Source organism: Pseudomonas spartinae (genome assembly GCF_965197125.1).
In the GTDB taxonomy this organism is placed as follows: Bacteria; Pseudomonadota; Gammaproteobacteria; order Pseudomonadales; family Pseudomonadaceae; genus Aquipseudomonas; species Aquipseudomonas composti_A.
On the sequence record NZ_CBDAMB010000009.1, the window covers coordinates 118,880 to 135,828 of the forward strand.

A 16,949-nucleotide genomic window follows, 5' to 3' on the forward strand; every position below is an offset into this window, starting at 1 on the left:
CCGCGAGCTCTTTGCGCCCCAATAAAGCTCGGGGCTGAAGCCCCTCCTACATGCTCACCGAACGCTTTTGCCTTGTAGTTTTCAGGCACATAAAGATCGCGAACAGGTTCTAAGAGTGGTTGCCTGAGCCGCCTTCGGATACGAGGGCTGCACGGCGTTTTTGCAGGGGAAGAGAAGCTGGTTATAAGACGCAAATAAAAAGATATTTTTCAGCTATATGATTTTTCTGCAGAATCGCGCCATCAAATAGCCTGCCTGCAGGTTTCTCATTCGATAAGGACGCCTTAGATGCTGAAGAAGATCGTTCTGGCCACCGTGGCCAGTGCCACCCTGCTGACTGGCTCGCTGAGCCATGCTGCGGCCGACACGCCGTTCCACAACGCTTCCTATGACATCGCCCGCGAGCTTTTCGGCGAGATCAACCCGCTGTTCGTCGAGCACTGGAAGCAGCAGAGCGGCAAGGAAGTGAAGATCATCCAGTCCTTCGCCGGCACCTCGCGCCAGGCGCAGGACATCATCCAGGGCAAGAAGGTCGACGTGGTCACCTTCAACCAGGTGACCGACGTGGACATCCTGGCCAAGCGCGGCCTGCTGCGCAAGGACTGGGCCGAGCAGTTCCCCAACAACAGCTCGCCGTACTACAGCACCACCGCCTTCCTGGTGCGTGAAGGCAACCCGAAGCACATCAAGAGCTGGGACGACCTGATTCGCGATGACGTGAAACTGGTATTCCCCAACCCGAAAACCTCCGGCAACGCCCGTTACAGCTACCTGGGCGCCTGGCTGTTCGCCAACGAGAAATTCAACGGCGACCAGGAGAAGGTCAAGGCCTTCGTCGGCAAGCTGCTGAAGAACGTCGAGAACTTCCCCACCGGCGGCCGTGGCGCCACCGTGGCCTTCGCCCAGAACGGTCAGGGCGACGTGCTGCTGACCTTCGAGTCGGAAGTGATCAACATCGCCAAGGGTGACGAGTTCAAGTCCGCCAACCTGCAGATCGTGGTGCCGGAGGTCAGCGTACTGGCCGAATTCCCGGTGGCCATCGTCGACAAGGTGGCCGACGAGCGCGGCACCCGCGAGCAGGCCAAGGCCTTCCTCGACTTCCAGTACAGCAAGGACATCCAGCAACTGCTGACCCGCTACAACTACCGTGTGCACAACCCGGAAGTGGTCGAGGCGACCAAGGCCCAGTTCGCTCCGGTGCGCCTGATCAACCCGACCGAGGTGCTGGGTAGCTGGGACGAGATCACCGCCAAGCATTTCGACAACGGTGGTATTCTTGACCAACTCTTGGCAGAGGGCCGCTGATACTCGCCCTCGATAGCCGATTTTCAGGTTAGTTGGCCGCCTTATTGGCGGCCAACTGCATTTGTAGAGCCGAGCTTTTTCGTGAGTAAACCGACGCTGTTCTTCTTGCAGACCCCGCTGCTGCCTGGTTTCGGCCTGAGCTTCGGCGTCAGTGTGCTGTACCTGTCCCTGGTGATTCTGCTGCCGCTGTCGGCGCTGTTGCTGTACGTCAGCGACATGACCTGGGCGCAGTACTGGTTCGCCATCAGCGATCCGCGCGTGGTGCAGACCTACAAGGTGACGATCTCGGCGGCGTTCTACTCGACCCTGGCGGTGCTGGTGCTGGGCCTGCTGCTGGCCTGGATCATCACCCGCTACGACTTCCCCGGCCGGCGCATCGTCGATGCCCTGGTCGACCTGCCGTTCGCCCTGCCGACTTCGGTAGCCGGCCTGACCCTCGCCGCGCTGCTGGTGCCCAATGGCTGGATCGGTCAGTGGCTGGGCTTCAAGGTGGCCTACGCCTATGCCGGTATCGTGGTGGCGATGGTGTTCACCAGCATTCCCTTTGTGGTGCGTACCGTGCAGCCGGTGCTGCAGGATCTCGGCTCGGAATACGAGGAGGCCGCGCGCACCCTGGGCGCCAGCCGCGTGCAGACCTTTCGCAAGGTGATCCTGCCGACCCTGGCGCCGGCACTGGTCACCGGCGGTTCGCAGGCCTTCATTCGCAGCCTCGGTGAATTCGGCGCGGTGATCATGATCGCCGGCAACATCCCCTACAAGACGGAGGTCAGCTCGCTGATGATTTTCGTCCGTCTGCAGGAATTCAATTACCCAGCGGCGGCAGCCATTGCTTCGGTGATCCTGCTCGCGTCGCTGACGCTTCTGTTCCTCCTGCAGGTCGTGCAGGGGCGTCTGTTCGCATGGCAACGGCAAGGTCGATGAAAAAGCCCCAGGATTGGCGCCAGTGGGCGCTGGTAGTACTCGGACTGATGGTGGTGGCGCTGATTCTGCTGGTGCCGCTGGCGCTGATCTTCACCAAGGCCCTGGCCGGCGGGCTCGAGCTGCTGTGGAGCAACCTCGGCGAGGACTACATGCTCCACGCCATCGGCCTGACCCTGCTGGTGGCCGCGATCACGGTGCCGCTGAACCTGTGCTTCGGCATCTGCCTGGCCTGGTGCGTGACCCACTACGATTTTCGCGGGCGCAAGCTGCTGACCACGCTGATCGACATTCCCTATGCGGTGTCGCCGGTGGTCGCCGGTCTCTGCTACCTGGTGGTGTACGGCCTGGAAAGCTTCATCGGCCGCTGGTTCTACGATAACGGCATGCAACTGATGTTCGCCTGGCCGGGTATCGTCATGGTCACGGTGTTCGTCACCGCACCCTACGTGGCGCGCATCCTGATTCCGGTGATGCAGACCCAGGGTCAGGACGAGGAAACCGCCGCCATGTGCCTGGGCGCCAGCGGCTGGCAGATCTTCCGCCGCATCAGCCTGCCGAAGATCAAATGGGCATTGCTGTATGGCGTGGTGGTGACCAACGCCCGCGCGGTGGGCGAGTTCGGCGCGGTGTCGGTGGTGTCCGGCACCATCATCAACCAGACCCTGACCCTGCCGCTTCTGGTCGACCAGCTCAACAACGACTACAAGCCCGCCGCGGCCTTCACCGCCGCCGGTCTGCTGGCCTGCATGGCGCTGCTCACGCTGTTCCTCAAGACCTTCATGGAATGGCGTCAGCGCCGCCTGATGCAGCGCGCCGAGGCCTGATCGGTGTGGCATAGGCGGTCGACACTCCGCTATAGCCTTGATGACCTATCGCGGCTGAAGCCGCTCCTACGGAGCGTGGTGCTGGCGTAGGAGCGGCTTTAGCCGCGATGTTCTTCCGACGCCGCTATCTGCACCTGATTGCGCCCGCCATGCTTGGCGGCGTATAGCGCCTTGTCCGCGCGTTCACGCAACTGCTCGGCGTCGCTGTTGACGTCGGTGCCGGCGATGCCGGCGCTGAGCGTGGAGGAAAATTCTTTGCCATCGGCAATAAAGCGCAGCTCGGCGAAACGCTGGCGAATCTCGTCGACGATCAGCAGTGCCTGCTCTGGCGTGCAGTCCGGCAATACGGCGAGAAATTCCTCCCCGCCGTAACGGCCAAGGCTGTCGATACGACGCAGGCGCTGGCGCAGCAGGTTGGCCAGGGCACGGATGACGTTGTCGCCTGCGGCGTGGCCGTGTTCGTCGTTGACCTGCTTGAAGTGGTCGATATCCAGCATCACCACGCTGGCGCGGGCGCCGCTGCGCAGGGCACGCTCCAGTTCGGTGACCACCTGCTCCTTGATGTCGGCGTGCTTGAGCAGGCCAGTGAGGCTGTCACGCGCCAGGGCGTTGGACAGCAGGCGGGCACGTTGCGCGCGGGAGAACACGGTGGCCACCAGCGCGTTGTCGGAGATCGGCTTGGTGACGAAGTCGTCGCCGGCCTTGATCAGCGCATTCATCTGCTTGCCGATATCGGTTTCCGCCGACAGGTAGATGATCGGGATGCGCAGCCAGTCGTCATTGCAGCGAATGATCTGCGCCAGCTCGGGGCCGGTGCAGTCCGGCATGTTGACGTCGAGCAGTACCACCTCCGGGTTGAAGTCGCGCAGGTGGGCGAAGATCTGCGCCGGTTCGCTGAGTATTTCCACCAGCATGCCGGCATCGCGCAGCACCAGGCTGTAGCGGCTGGCCAGGTCCTGGTCGTCGTCGGCGATGAGTACCCGATAGGGCTCACCGCTTTGCTGCGCGAAGCAACGCTCGAGGCGGCTTTCCAGCTGGGGAATGTCCACCGGTTTGCTGAACAGGCCCATGGCTCCGGCGCGCACGGCGTGCAGTTGCGTGGTGAAATCGTCTTGCTGGTCGGTAAGCACCAGCAGCGGCAGGGGGTCGTCGAGGCGGTCGCGCAGCTGGTGCGCGTAATCCAGGCCGTCACTGGCTGCGCCGGGCAGTTTCGCGTCGATGATCAACGCATCGGGCAACTGCTGCTGCAGCGCAGCGTCCAGTCCATCGATGGAGTTGAAGTGTTCGGCGCGGTAGCCGAAGTTGTTCAGCGTCTGGCGCATGTTCTCGCCAACCGCCGTTTCGCCTTCGAGGATGTAGATGGTGCGGCTGCCGTCCTCCTGGCGCGGCGCCTTGCGCGCGTTGTCTGCCGCCTCGCTGGTGGTGCCGGTGCTGATTGGTTGTTCGCCGAATGCCTGCAGGGCAGCGACGAATTCATTCAGGTTCTGCTGCTGGCGTAGCAGGCGTTCCATCCAGCGCTCGGCGTGCTGCTCCAGCTCGCGCGCCTGCTGGCCAAGCTGGCTGAAGCCGAAGGTGCCGGCGCTGCCAGCCAGGCGGTGCAGTTGATGACGCAGATTCTGCAACAGGCGTTTGCGCTCGGCGTCATCGGCTTCCAGCAGTCGTCCGGCCAGTTGCGCCAGTTGCGGCAGCTCCTGGCTCAGGCGCTCGCTGAATTGCTGGCCAAGCTGGTGCAGGTGTTGCTGCAGCGCCTGGGGCACGGCATTGCCTTCAGGTTTATCCATAACGCTGGTTCCAGATCTGTCGCACCTGGGCAGCAAGCTGCATGGGGTCGAACGGTTTGATGATCACGCCATGGGCCCCAAGGCTGTGGTAGTGGGCGACTTCGTCGGGCTGCACCTTGGCCGTCATGAACGCCACCGGAATGCGCGTGGTGTCGACCAGCTGGCCCAGCAGCTCCAGGGTCTTGGGCCCATCCATGCCGGGCATCATGACGTCGAGCAGGATGAAGTCGGGGGCGAAGCCCTGCACCTGGTCGAGGGCGTCCTGGCCGCTGGCGCAGCTGAGCACCTGAAAGCCGCCGACGGCCTCCAGGGCGACCTTGGCCACGGCCTGGATCGAAGGATCGTCCTCGACGTGCAGGATGCGCTTGAGTTCAGGCATGACGGTCTCCCCGGCCGTTGGCTGCTATGTGCAGTGTGGTACAGCTTTGTAGCCTTGGGCAGGGCTCATGTCTCGTTATCCTCGACGCGCGGCAGTTCGAACCAGAAGGTCGCGCCCTGTCCGGGCATCGAGTCGAAGCCGATACGACCGTGCATGCGCTCGATGATTTCCTTGCAGATCGCCAAACCGAGGCCGGTGCCGCCTTTCTGCCGGGTGTCACCGGAGTCGGCCTGGGAGAACTTGGCGAAGATGCGTGAATGGAACGTCGCGGGTATCCCCGGACCCTGATCGCGCACGCTGACGCGCAGCATCTCGCCTGCTGGTTCCAGGCTGACCTGGACCACGGCCCCCGGTGGTGAGAACTTGGCGGCGTTGGACAGCAGGTTGGCCAGCACCTGAGCCAGGCGCTGTGCATCGACGCGCACCTCGGCGTCCTGCTCTGCGTGCAGTTCGAGGCGTACCTGATGCTGGTCGGCGTAAGGCTGATTGTGCAGCAGTGCCAGTTCCAGCAGCGGTTTGAGTGGCCTGAGCTGGAGGTCGAAGTGCATCTTGCCGGCGACCAACTTTTCCATGTCCAGCAGGTCGTTGATCAGCTCGCTGAGGCGCTGGCTGTTGGCCTCGGCGATGCTCAGCATGTGCGCCATGGCCTGTGGTACGGCGCCGAGCGCGCCGCCGTTGATCAGGCCCAGCGAGCCGGCGATGGCGGTCAGCGGTGTGCGCAGTTCGTGGCTGACGGTGGAGACGAACTCGTTCTTCATCTGCTCGATACGTTTGCGTTCGGCGATGTCGCGGATCACCGCGATGAAGCGCACCTGGCCCTGGTGGCTGATCCGAGAGATCGCCAGCTCCATGGGAAACGTCTCGCCATCCTGGCGCAGGCCGTCCATTTCACGAATCTGGTCGCTGGCGTGCCCCTGTCGCAACGTGCCGGTGGCCATGCCCGGAATCAACGTGGCGATGCTCTGGCCGGCGACTTCGGCCTGGCTGTAGGCAAAGATGCGTTCGGCCGCGTGGTTGAAGGTTTCGATATGGCCCTGGTCGTCGAGGGTGACGATGGCATCGAGGACGTTGTCGAGCAGGGTGCGCAGGTAATGTTCGCGTTCGCGAATCGCGCGTTCGGCGGCAACCCGGTCGCTGAAGTCCTGGATCTGCGCGACCAGGTGCACCGGCTGGCCCTGGGCGTTGCGCACCAGCGCGCTGCTGAGCAGGGCCCAGAGCACCTGGCCCTGTTTGTCCAGATAGCGCTTTTCCATCTGATAGGCGTTGATCCGCCCGGCCAGCAGGTCCTCGACGTTATGCAGGTCGGCGTCGAGATCGTCCGGGTGGGTGATGCTCTGGAAGTCGAGGGCGAGCATTTCTTCGCGGCTGTAGCCGAGCATGCGGCATAGCTCGTCGTTGACCTCCAGCCAGCGTCCGTCGATGGCCACCAGCGCCATGCCCTGTGGCGCGGTGGCGAACGCGCTGCTGAACAGCTGCTGGCTCAGGCGCAGGTCGTCTTCCATGACCTTGCGCTCGCTGATGTCCCAGATGAAACCATCGAGCCAGACCAGCTGACCCTTGGCGTCATATTCGCCACGGCCTTTCTCGCGCACCCATACGCTGTGCCCGTCGGCGTGACGCAGGCGGTAGGTCAGTTCGATGACTTCCTGGCGGACGATGCTGTCGTTGGCGCGGTAGGTGAGCGGCAGGTCGTCGGGATGAATGATGCTGGAAAAGCTGCGTACGCGATTGTCGATGAAGTCGCTGGACGGGTAACCGGCCAGGCTGAAAATTTCGTCGCTGATGTAGCGCATGCTCCAGTTTTTGTCGTTGCTGCAGCGATAGACCACGCCGGGCAGGTTGGCGACCAGGCCGCGGAAGCGAGTCTCGCTCTGCTGCAGGGCACGGGTGGCCTGTTGCAGGGCACTGATGTCGCTGGCGATGCAGAGAAAGCCGGTGATCTGCCCGCTGGCGTCGAAGATGGCGTTGGTGGTGAGGTTGACCAGGCTTTGACTGCCGTCCTTGTGCAGATACGTCCACTGGCGGGTTTCCGGCTCGCCTCCCCTGACGTTGTGATTGAAAACCTCGATGCCTTCCACCGGCCTGCCGGCGCTCTGGCTGAGCTCGCGGGCGCGTGCCTCGAGCTCGCTGGGCAGGTGGAAGCAGGTCGGTGTCTGCCGGCCCACGACTTCCTCGCTGAGATAGCCGAGCAGGCGCTCGGCGCCGGAGTTGAAGAGGGTGATCAGGCCGTCCTGATCGGTGGCGATGATCGACACGCCGGTGGCCGAGTCGAGCACGGTCTGCAGGAAGGCGCGCGCCTCGATCACCGCGTCCTCGCGCTCGCGCGCCTCGCTGATGTCGGTATGGGTGCCATACATCAGCAGCGGCCGGCCGTGCTCGTCGCGCCTGGACAGGCGGCCTCGCACCTGTATCCACAGCCAGCGCCCGTCACGGTGCTGCATGCGGACCTGCCGGTCGTAGAACGCCACTTCGCCGGCGAAATGGCGATGCAGCAAGTGTTCGCTGGTGGCGAGGTCATCGGGGTGACAGAAGCGCTTCCAGGTCTCCACGCTCGTCGGTTGCAGTTCTTCGAGCCGATAGCCGAGCATCTGCGCCCAGCGCTCGTTGAAGACCGTGGCAGCGCTTTGCACGTTCCACTCCCAGGTGCCGACGTCGGTGCCTTCGATGATGCTGGCCAGGCGCTCCAGTAACGTCTGGCGCGACTGCTCCTGCTGTTCACGCTCCAGTATCGCGCCGACCCAGCGGGCGAACAGGCGGAGGAACTCGCGCTCGTTTTCATCGAACTGGCTGTTGCGTGGCTGCCGGTCGCAGAAGGCCAGGGTGCCGATGCGTCGCCCTCCGACCCAGATGGCGGTGCCGATATAGCTTTCCAGGGCGAAGCGTTCGTAGCAGGGGTGTTCACGGTAGGTCGAGGTGCCCATGCGCTCTATGCTCAGCACATCTTCCTGGGCAAAGGCCAGGCTGCAGTAGGTCTCGCCCAGATCGTACAGCTGATCGTCCTGCAGTTCGCCGTTGGGAGACAGCTGCACCAGTACGCGGTAGCTGTCGCCATCGATCATGCCGATCAGGCCAAGGGGAACACCGAAATAGTTCGCGCCCATGCGCAGGGCTTCGCGCAGCTGCTCGCGGCTGTTCAGGCTCGACAGGGCGGCGATCTCATTGAGCGCATGCAAAGCGCTTTGCTGGCGCTGCATCAGGTGCTGGGTGCTGCGGCGAGTCGCGCGCAGCAGGATCATCAGCAAGGCTTCGGCACCGCACCAGGCCATCAGCCACTTGATCACCAGCCAGCGTTTGTCCCGCTCGTGCACGGCATACAGTTCGCTGATGTCGCGCCAGGTCAGCAGCATGGCCGCCGCTGGCGCATCTGGTCGTGGCGAAGTCGCCATCGACAGCTGGCTGAGCAGATAGTGGTGTGCGCCATCTTCCAGCAGACGCGCGCCGTTGCCTGCGCCGGGGGCAGGCAGCAGGCCCGCGTGCAGCCAGGTCTGCGCCTGTGGGCGTGACTGCTGGATCAGCCGCCAGACCGGCTGCTCGGCGTCCTCCGCGCTGGGCTCGGGCGCCGCATTGAGTAGCAGGGCGATGCCGGCGCCGAGGTCCTGGTCCAGTTGCGGCAGGTCGTCGAGCAGGTCCATCGCCACGCTGATGGCGCCGACCTGGCGTTGGCCATCTTCGGTATCGACCAGCAAGGGGGCTGCAGCGCGAATGCCGATGCTGTCTCGCGTGAGGGCCAGCTCCGCACGGCTGCCGCCATTGCGCAGGGTGCCCAGCAGCAATGGACGCATGGTCTCTTGCGAATCGCCAAAATGTTCGGGGTCATGGACCCGTAGCAGGATGCGTGCGTCGCCCTGTTGGTGAACGTAGAGGCGAAATGGGCGGTGCTCCTGCATGTTGCGCCAACGGGGTGCCAGGCGGGTGTAGAGCTGGTGGCGAATGCTGCTCAGGTCGTGCTGAGCAGCGTCTGGCAGGGCGGCAGCCTGGCGCGCCAGCTCGGTCACCCAGGCGTCAGCGGCGATGGCCTCGGCCAGCAGTTGCGCGCGTTCGCGCAGACCGTGCTGAAAACTTTGCAGGGCCAGGCGCTGCGCCTCGGCCTGCTTGTTCATTTGCAGTTGCCACAGGGTTTCACGCTCATGCAATGCCTGGCGCCCGAGGACGGCGAAGAACAGCGCCAGGCAAAGGCTGCCGCCGATCACGATCCAGCGAGTGGAGATCGGTCTCGGGCTGGCGGTCATCGTGCTCGTGCTCGAGCCTGCCCTTCGGCGCCCTGGGGCAGTTCACCTGCGTCACCGCTGGCGTCGATTGCCACGACGTGGCTTCGGCCAGCGGAGCAAAGGCCGATCACGATCTGTTTGCGCCGGAGGGGGACCTTGGGATCGTCTTCGATAATCGGCACGCGCATGCTCAGTTCCTGCTGCGGGGATGGCTTTCCTTCATTTCACCCGGGCTGCCGGCGTCGATGGATTTGGCGAGCACTGGCTGTGGGCGGCCGAAGTGATAGCCCTGGCCATAGTTGCAGCCTAGCTCACGCAGAAAGTTGGCTTGAGCGGGTTGCTCGATACCCTCGGCGAGCACCTTGAGGCCCAGGCTCTTGCCCAGTGCGATCACTGCACGGGCGATGGCGGCATCCTCGGGGTCGTCGGGCAGGCCACGAACGAAACTCTGGTCGAGCTTGAGTTTGTCCACCGGCAGGCGCTTGAGTCGCGCCAGCGAGCTGTAGCCGGTGCCGAAATCGTCAATGGCCAGGCGCACCCCCAGCGCGCGCAGACGGAAAAGCAGTTTCTGCGCTGCATCCGGGTCTTCCATGATCGCGCTCTCGGTCACTTCCAGCTCCAACTGCTCGGGGGGCAGACCGGTTTGCGCCAGCACGCTGGCAACCTTCTGGTCGAGTTCACCGCGACTGAACAGGCGACTGGAAATGTTCACGGCAACGAAGCGCAGTGAGCTGCGTTCGGCATTCCACCTCACCATCTGGCGGCAGGCCTGCTCCAGCACCCAGGCATCGATGGCGCCGATCATGCCGTTGTCCTCGGCAATCGGGATGAACTCCCCCGGTGCGACCAGCCCGCGCTGCGGGTGCTGCCAGCGCACCAGGGCCTCCATGCCTACCTGGCTCCCGTCTTGCAGGTCATGCAGCGGCTGGTAGTAAACGCGCAGCTCATCGTTGTCCAGGGCATGGCGCAGGCTGCTGGCCAGCTCGACGCGCTGGCGGGCGTAGTCGGTCAGTTCCTGCTCGTAGAAGGCGTAGCCCTCGCGGCCGCTGCTCTTGGCCTTGAACAGGGCAGAGTCGGCGTTGCGCAGGATCTGCTCGACGCTGTTGGCGTCCTCAGGGAACAGGCTGATGCCGATGCTGGCGCCGATATAGAGCTCGTGACCGTCCAGACGAAAGGGTGTTTCCAGATTGTGCAGCAGGCCTTGCGCAAGCTCGGCGGCCTGGGCGGCTTCTGCGCAGTTTTCGCTGAGCAGGCCGAATTCGTCGCCGCCCAGCCGGGCCAGTGTGCAGCCGTTGGGTAGCCCCTGCAGCAGGCGCTCGCCGACGCTCTTGAGCAGGAGGTCACCGACGTTGTGGCCGAGGCTTTCGTTGATGTGCTTGAAATGGTCCAGGTCGATCAGCAGCACCGCACCGCGCAACTCTTCGATCGTGCTGCGCTCCAGGGCGTGGGCAACGCGTTCGGTAAACAGCAGGCGGTTGGGCAGGTTGCTCAGCGGGTCGTGGTGGGCCAGGTAGTCCAGCTCGCGCTGCGAACGCTTGAGTGCGGTGATGTCGGAGAAAACGGCCACGTAGTGGCTGACGCGCCCCTGCTCGTCATGAATCACCCGGATGCACTGCCATTGCGGGTAGATTTCGCCACTCTTGCGCCGGTTCCACACTTCGCCGCTCCAGGCGCCGCGATTTTGCAGGGCGTGCCACAGGCTCTGATAGAAAGCGGCGTCATGACGGCCGGACTTGAGCAGATTGGGGTGCTGACCGAGGATTTCCTCGCTGCTGTAGCCGGTGATACGGCTGAAGGCTGGGTTGACGTGCACGATGTTTTGCTCGGCATCGGTAACCAGCACACCTTCCTGGGTGGCATCGAACACAGCTGCAGCCTGGCGCAGACTGTCGTCGATGGCGCGCTGCTGGGTGATGTCGCTGGCGATGCCGATGAAACGCTGGGGCTGGCCATTCTCGTCACGCTGCAGGCGCCCGCGCGAGTGAATCCAGCGGTAGCTGCCGTCGGCGTGGCGCAGGCGGTAGATGTTTTCGTAGGACTGATCGCTGAGCTCGGCGTTGAGTGCGTGCAGCGCGCGTTGCATGTCGTCCGGGTGCAGGCGTGAGGCCCAGTCTTCGCGGGTATCACCCAGGGTTTGCGGGGTGAGACCGAGCAGTCTGGCGTAGCCCTCGGAGAAGAACACCTTGCGCCTGGATACGTCCCAGTCCCACAGGCCGTCGCGTGTGGCATCCAGCGCCAGGCGCAGACGTTCCTCGTTGCCGGCCAGCTCCAGGCGTGCGCGGCGGTACTGCAGGGCATGACGTTGCAGCACCAGATAGAGCAGCGTACTGGTCAGCACCACGAAGCACAGCCCCTTGAGCGACTGCAGGCGCTCCTGCTGCGCTCCGGAAAGGCCCAGCACCGTCAGCAGTTGGTCGCTCAGCAGTATCCACAGGCCGGCCAGCAGCAGATAGCCCAGAGTCAGACGCAAGGCGGCGGTGTCGATACGCATGGCTGGGCAACTACGCTCCCTGTAAGTGTCGGTCAGTATAGACGCGGTGGTGCTGAAACATTCTTATCTAAAAGACCAACTGGTTTTCTGGCATGGGTCAGGGATAATGCAAACAGGTTCGTCCTTGCAGGACAAGCCGCGTTCCCCCATCAGGAGGCAACAGCGCCCATGTGGTACAACGGTTTACTCGACCTGTCGGTCTGGCAGCTGCTGGCTGCGACTCTGCTGATGACTCACGTGACCATCGTCAGCGTGACTGTCTATCTGCACCGCTACTCTGCGCACCGTGCACTGGAACTGCACCCCGCGCTCAAGCATTTCTTCCGTTTCTGGCTGTGGCTGACCACTGGCCAGAACACTCGCGAGTGGACCGCGATTCACCGCAAGCATCACGCCAAGTGCGAAACCGTCGATGACCCGCACAGTCCGGTCATCAAGGGTCTGAGCACCGTGCTGCGCAAAGGTGCCGAACTCTATCAGGAAGAGGCGAAGAACCAGGAAACTTTGCGCATCTACGGCAAGAACTGCCCGGATGACTGGATTGAGCGCAACGTCTACAGCCGCTATCCGATTGGCGGCGTGACCTTGATGGCGATCATCGACCTGGCGCTGTTCGGCGTGCTCGGCATGACGGTCTGGGCGATCCAGATGATGTGGATTCCGTTCTGGGCCGCCGGTGTGATCAACGGCCTGGGGCACGCAGTCGGCTATCGCAACTTCGAGTGCCGCGACGCTGCCACCAATCTGGTGCCTTGGGGCATCATCATTGGCGGTGAGGAACTGCACAACAACCACCACACCTACCCGAACAGCGCCAAGCTGTCGGTGAGGAAGTGGGAGTTCGACATGGGCTGGGCCTGGATCAAGTTGTTCAGTTTGTTCGGCCTGGCCAAGGTGCAGCGTGTCGCGCCTATCGCCCATCGTGTGGAAGGCAAGGGCCACCTGGATATGGACACGGCCATGGCCATCCTCAACAACCGTTTCCAGATCATGGCGCAGTACCGCAAGCTGGTTATCGCACCCCTGGTCAAGCAGGAAGTGGCCAAGGCCGACGCGTCCGTTCGTCATCTTTTCCATCGCGCCAAGCGCCTGTTGTCGCGTGAACCGAGCCTGCTGGAAGAGCAGCATCATGCGCGTATCGCCGACATGCTGGCGCAGAGCCAGGCACTCAAGGTGATCTACGAGAAGCGCCTGGCGTTGCAGCAGATCTGGGTCAAGACCAGCAGCAACGGCCACGATATGCTCGAAGCCATGAAACAGTGGGTGCACGAGGCTGAAGCCAGCGGCATCCAGTCGCTGCGTGAGTTTGCCGAGCAGCTCAAGACCTACTCGCTGCGACCGTCCAGCGCGACAGCCTGACCGCCGCTCGTTACAAACGAAGGCCCGCCGAACTGGCGGGCCTTTGTGTTTGTCCAACGGCTCGCACTAAGCTCATTTCAATGCGAGGCAAGGGACGGATGGCTGCTGTAATGGACGAGAAGGATAACGCTGTATCCGAGCTGGAAGAACTCACTTTGGCGCTGCTGCACAGCCGCGCCGAAGTGGAGCGTCTGGGCGCGCGCGAGCAGCTTTTCAGCAGCCTGCTTGGCAGCGTCAATGCTGTGCTCTGGGCGTTCGACTGGAGCGAGCAGCGGATGATTTACGTGAGCCCTGCCTACGAACGGATCTTTGGGCGCTCTGCCGCACTGCTGCTGGCCGATTACGGCGAGTGGCGTAACAGCATCTACCCGGATGATCTGGATTACGCTGCGGAAAGCCTGGCCAGGGTGCTGGAGACGGGCGCCGTGGAGTCTCGCGAGTACCGCATCATTCGCACCGACGGGCAACTGCGCTGGCTCAGCGACAAGTGCTTTGTCAGCCCCCGTCCCGGAGGGGGGAAAGGCAGTGTGATCGTCGGTATCGCCGAGGACATCACCGAGAAGAAGCGACTCGAAGGTGAGCTGCATCGCTTGGCCACCACCGACGTGCTGACCCAGAGCAGCAACCGGCGTCACTTCTTCGAGTGCGCTCGCCGCGAGTTCGAGCATGCGTGCCGGTTCGGTAGTCCGCTGGCGTTTCTGCTGCTCGATCTCGACGATTTCAAGAAGATCAATGACCAGTACGGTCACCAGGTCGGTGATCAGGTGCTGCAGCGTCTGGCGCAGTGCGGTACCAACACGCTTCGTCGCGGCGACCTGTTCGGGCGTATCGGTGGCGAGGAGTTCGCCGCGTTGTTTCCCGGTTGTGAACAGGACGTGGCTTTGCAGGTAGCGGAGCGCCTGCAGCGCGAGGTGCAACGCCTCGGTTTCGTGCATGAGGGGCGCAGCTTTGGCATTACCGTCAGTCAGGGGTTGACCAGTCTGTTGGCCACGGATGTCAGTCTCGATGCGCTTTATGCGCGTGCCGATGCCGCCATGTATGTGGCCAAGCGGCAAGGCAAGAATCAGATCGTGCTGGGGTGACGGCTGGCGATTTTCCGCCTGTTGTCGTGTTGTCTTGAGCGGAAAGTTGCCGATCAGGCGCTGTCATTGTCCGTTCACTGACCTGCAGAAAAAATGTAACCTGCTGTTCTATAAGCCTTGCGCGTCAGCTTCGCCAAGCTGGCGCGCTAACTGCATTGCCTCGTTCGATGCCGGCCAGGATGCCGACGCACAATAACAACGACGAGAGAGCACTCATCATGCATTATTCTGCCCGCCTGATTTCGGTCGCATCACTGCGTTCGCTGTTGTTCTGTTCTTCCTGAAATTTCCACGTACCCGCTCGAGCCAGGTCGCTGACGCTTCATGGCTCGCGATTGCGTATGCCCCATTCGTTCCGGCCTGCCTCTTCGTGCCGAAGTCTGTGCCGGACGATGCGTCACCTTAAACACACTGGAGAGAAACATAATGAGAAAGACCTCCCTGGCACTGGCCGTAGCCGCCAGCACTCTGGGCCTGAGCCAAGTAGCCTTCGCCGATCTGGTTGGCGATACCAAGGTCAGCCTGGAAGCGCGTAACTTCTACTTCAATCGTGATTTTCGCCAAGGCAATAGTGAAGTTCCGGCGCAGAGCCAGTCCAAGCAGGAAGAGTGGGCACAGGGCTTCATTCTGCGTATGAACTCCGGTTTCACCGAAGGTACCGTGGGCTTCGGTGCCGATGCGATCGGCATGTTCGGCTTCAAGCTGGACTCCGGTGACGGTACCGCCGGCAGTGGTCTGCTGGTTCCTGACCGCTCGGGCGGTTCGCAGGATAACTACTCGGACCTGGCTGTTGCCGCTAAGGTGAAGGTCTCCAACAGCACCCTGCGCGTTGGCCAGATGCAGTTCAAGAATGCCGCTATCGCCTCCAGCGACGGCCGTCTGCTGCCTCAGGTATTCGAAGCCGGTCACCTGGTCTCCCAGGAAATCGACGGCCTGATGCTGGAAGCCGCTCACGTGCGTGAGGTTAACCACCGTAACTCCGGTGACTACGAAGACATCGCCATCACCAGCGGTGGTCGTCGTGGTATCACCACCTCTGGTGGCGCCACCACCGACTCGTTCGACTTCGTTGGCGGTACCTACAAGCTGACCAAGGAGCTGACCGCCGGCTACTACTACTCCAACCTGGACGAGCTGTATAAGCAGCACTCCTTCAGCGCCGTGCACGTTCTGCCGCTGGGCGACAAGCAGAGCCTGAAGACAGATGTACGTTTCGCGCGTTCCACCGATGACGGCAATCGCAGCAACGTGGACAACAAGGCCTTCGGCGCCATGGTCACCTACGCGCTGGACGGCCATGCCTTCGGTCTGGGCTACCAGAAGATGAGCGGCGACACCGGCTTCGCCTACATCAACGGTACCGACCCGTTCCTGGTCAACTACGTGCAGATCAGCGACTTCGCCAACAAGGACGAGAAGTCCTACCAGGCGCGCTATGACTTCAACTTCGCATCGATCGGTGTTCCGGGCCTGACCTTCATGACCCGTTACCTGACTGGTGACAACGTTGATCGCGGCCGTGGCGTTTCCGAAGGTCGTGAGTGGGAGCGCGACACCGAGCTGATGTACGTCTTCCAGGAAGGCGCGCTGAAGAACCTGGGTGTGCGCTGGCGTAACGCTACCGTTCGCTCCAACTTCGCGAACGACATCGACGAAAACCGTCTGATCGTCAGCTACACCCTGCCGCTGATGTAAGGCGCGGTGCTTTCGGGAGGCTTGCATAGGCCTGAAGTCCCGAATGCTGAACGAGAAATGCCCGTATCCAGCGGATACGGGCATTTTTTATGGGCGTGAATTACCTAAGTGGGCAGCAGCTGCGCTGGCGTCGAGCGGCGCTGCCGAGCTCGCGAGAATGGCGCTGGCCAGGGCCATATCGTCGGCATCCTGTAGTTGCGGGTTGGCGCTGCGCAACTGCTGCATCGCCGCCTCCAGATGGGGGCCACGAATCTCGCCGTTGCTGGCGACGAAGCTGCTGGCATCTTCTTCGGCGGCAGCGACCAGCTTGCGATCCTTGAAGGTCAGGTAGGTCGAGGCGGTAGTGGCGCCCGAGGACAGAATATCGCGCAGCATGCCATCGGCTGCTGCGGTCTGGGCGATCAGGCAGGCACTGAACGCCAGTGCGGCACGGCTTGTTACACGCATGGTGAAACTCCTGTGGGGTGGCTCTTAACCTAGGAGTCACGCCAGCCGCTGGTGGTTCCTTGCAGGCGATGGCCGGTTGCCAGGCCGGTCAGCTGCGCACCTTGCCTGGGCGCTGCTGGTAACGCCGCCAGATCAGCGCGGAGAGCACAGCCAGTGCGCCGAACAGCAGGAACTGCCACGCCCAGGGCAGGTCGGGGAGCAGATAGGTCAGTGCGCCGACAGAGATGGCGACAAGGCCCATCCACAGCAGGTAGCCGCCGGCACCGAAGACTTCGAGAATCAGTAGCACTGTGGCCAGGGCCAGCCAGTCCCAAAACGACAGATTTTGCAGGTAGGTGATCATGGATGGACGCGACTACCCATGCTCAGAGTGTTCGCTGATCGCCCTTCGATGTGCATTGCATAGACTCCATTGCCAGATCACTCAATCTAAGCACAGCTGCCGGCGCTCTGCCGC

The 16,949-nt window shown here is 62.8% G+C and carries 13 protein-coding genes; 6 read left to right on the forward strand and 7 right to left on the reverse strand.

Annotation, left to right across the window (positions count from 1 at the left end; translation table 11 throughout):
- Positions 1-288 precede the first annotated feature (288 nt).
- The 3 genes from cysP (at position 289) to cysW (ending at position 3,050) form a co-directional block, all read left to right on the forward strand.
- On the forward strand, positions 289-1,305 hold the full coding sequence (gene cysP, locus ACN8M7_RS19265) for a thiosulfate ABC transporter substrate-binding protein CysP (protein WP_490261818.1): 1,017 nt from the start codon (positions 289-291) through the stop codon (positions 1,303-1,305).
- 81 nt (positions 1,306-1,386) lie between these two features.
- Positions 1,387-2,226, forward strand: a complete 840-nt coding sequence (gene cysT, locus ACN8M7_RS19270; protein ID WP_061237578.1) for a sulfate ABC transporter permease subunit CysT — start codon at positions 1,387-1,389, stop codon at positions 2,224-2,226.
- Positions 2,223-3,050: a sulfate ABC transporter permease subunit CysW gene (gene cysW, locus ACN8M7_RS19275; RefSeq protein WP_061237579.1), complete on the forward strand. Its 828-nt coding sequence runs from the start codon at positions 2,223-2,225 to the stop codon at positions 3,048-3,050. The genes cysT and cysW overlap by 4 nt, the downstream gene beginning before the upstream one ends.
- Positions 3,051-3,148: 98 nt before the next feature.
- Here cysW and ACN8M7_RS19280 read toward each other — a convergent pair whose 3' ends face one another.
- The 5 genes from ACN8M7_RS19280 to dibA form a co-directional block, all read right to left on the reverse strand.
- A complete protein-coding gene (locus ACN8M7_RS19280) occupies positions 3,149-4,831 on the reverse strand; it encodes a diguanylate cyclase (RefSeq protein WP_490261819.1) in 1,683 nt (560 codons plus the stop codon).
- Complete coding sequence (locus tag ACN8M7_RS19285; protein WP_061237581.1) at positions 4,824-5,210, reverse strand: response regulator; 387 nt, start codon at positions 5,208-5,210, stop codon at positions 4,824-4,826. Before ACN8M7_RS19285 ends, ACN8M7_RS19280 begins: the two co-directional genes overlap by 8 nt.
- Positions 5,211-5,275: 65 nt before the next feature.
- Positions 5,276-9,439 (reverse strand): PAS domain S-box protein, encoded by a 4,164-nt coding sequence (locus ACN8M7_RS19290; RefSeq protein ID WP_490261820.1) that lies wholly within the window; start codon positions 9,437-9,439, stop codon positions 5,276-5,278.
- The gene (locus ACN8M7_RS19295; protein WP_490261821.1) at positions 9,436-9,606 is read right to left on the reverse strand and encodes a hypothetical protein; all 171 of its coding nucleotides are present in this window, start codon (positions 9,604-9,606) and stop codon (positions 9,436-9,438) included. The genes ACN8M7_RS19290 and ACN8M7_RS19295 overlap by 4 nt, the downstream gene beginning before the upstream one ends.
- Before the next feature lie 2 nt (positions 9,607-9,608).
- Positions 9,609-11,909 carry a phosphodiesterase DibA gene (gene dibA / locus ACN8M7_RS19300; RefSeq protein ID WP_490261822.1) on the reverse strand — a complete coding sequence of 767 codons (2,301 nt, stop codon included), beginning with the start codon at positions 11,907-11,909 and terminating at the stop codon, positions 9,609-9,611.
- Between the two features lie 168 nt (positions 11,910-12,077).
- Here dibA and desA point away from each other — a divergent pair, with 168 nt between their 5' ends.
- From desA to ACN8M7_RS19315, 3 genes are all read left to right on the forward strand, one after another.
- Positions 12,078-13,268, forward strand: a complete 1,191-nt coding sequence (gene desA, locus ACN8M7_RS19305) for a delta-9 fatty acid desaturase DesA (RefSeq protein ID WP_061237584.1) — start codon at positions 12,078-12,080, stop codon at positions 13,266-13,268.
- Positions 13,269-13,378: 110 nt separating this feature from the next.
- Positions 13,379-14,350 carry a sensor domain-containing diguanylate cyclase gene (locus ACN8M7_RS19310; protein WP_490261874.1) on the forward strand — a complete coding sequence of 324 codons (972 nt, stop codon included), beginning with the start codon at positions 13,379-13,381 and terminating at the stop codon, positions 14,348-14,350.
- Between the two features lie 426 nt (positions 14,351-14,776).
- Positions 14,777-16,045 carry an OprD family porin gene (locus ACN8M7_RS19315; protein WP_490261823.1) on the forward strand — a complete coding sequence of 423 codons (1,269 nt, stop codon included), beginning with the start codon at positions 14,777-14,779 and terminating at the stop codon, positions 16,043-16,045.
- Positions 16,046-16,132: 87 nt separating this feature from the next.
- On the opposite strand, the gene ACN8M7_RS19320 is transcribed toward ACN8M7_RS19315, so the two are convergent.
- Both ACN8M7_RS19320 and ACN8M7_RS19325 read right to left on the reverse strand, forming a co-directional pair.
- Positions 16,133-16,492, reverse strand: coding sequence for a DUF2388 domain-containing protein (locus ACN8M7_RS19320; protein ID WP_490261824.1), 360 nt, complete (start codon positions 16,490-16,492; stop codon positions 16,133-16,135).
- Between the two features lie 88 nt (positions 16,493-16,580).
- Positions 16,581-16,835, reverse strand: a complete 255-nt coding sequence (locus ACN8M7_RS19325; protein WP_061237588.1) for an NfeD family protein — start codon at positions 16,833-16,835, stop codon at positions 16,581-16,583.
- Between the last annotated feature and the right edge of the window lie 114 nt (positions 16,836-16,949).

Excerpts from the sequence above, each read along its gene's own strand:
- cysP (WP_490261818.1), top strand. The coding sequence starts at position 289 with ATGCTGAAGAAGATCGTTCTGGCCACCGTGGCCAGTGCCACCCTGCTG.
- cysW (WP_061237579.1), top strand. The coding sequence starts at position 2,223 with ATGAAAAAGCCCCAGGATTGGCGCCAGTGGGCGCTGGTAGTACTCGGA.
- ACN8M7_RS19280 (WP_490261819.1), bottom strand. The coding sequence starts at position 4,831 with ATGGATAAACCTGAAGGCAATGCCGTGCCCCAGGCGCTGCAGCAACAC.
- ACN8M7_RS19285 (WP_061237581.1), bottom strand. The coding sequence starts at position 5,210 with ATGCCTGAACTCAAGCGCATCCTGCACGTCGAGGACGATCCTTCGATC.
- ACN8M7_RS19290 (WP_490261820.1), bottom strand. The coding sequence starts at position 9,439 with ATGACCGCCAGCCCGAGACCGATCTCCACTCGCTGGATCGTGATCGGC.
- ACN8M7_RS19295 (WP_490261821.1), bottom strand. The coding sequence starts at position 9,606 with ATGCGCGTGCCGATTATCGAAGACGATCCCAAGGTCCCCCTCCGGCGC.
- dibA (WP_490261822.1), bottom strand. The coding sequence starts at position 11,909 with ATGCGTATCGACACCGCCGCCTTGCGTCTGACTCTGGGCTATCTGCTG.
- desA (WP_061237584.1), top strand. The coding sequence starts at position 12,078 with ATGTGGTACAACGGTTTACTCGACCTGTCGGTCTGGCAGCTGCTGGCT.
- ACN8M7_RS19310 (WP_490261874.1), top strand. The coding sequence starts at position 13,379 with ATGGACGAGAAGGATAACGCTGTATCCGAGCTGGAAGAACTCACTTTG.
- ACN8M7_RS19315 (WP_490261823.1), top strand. The coding sequence starts at position 14,777 with ATGAGAAAGACCTCCCTGGCACTGGCCGTAGCCGCCAGCACTCTGGGC.
- ACN8M7_RS19320 (WP_490261824.1), bottom strand. The coding sequence starts at position 16,492 with ATGCGTGTAACAAGCCGTGCCGCACTGGCGTTCAGTGCCTGCCTGATC.
- ACN8M7_RS19325 (WP_061237588.1), bottom strand. The coding sequence starts at position 16,835 with ATGATCACCTACCTGCAAAATCTGTCGTTTTGGGACTGGCTGGCCCTG.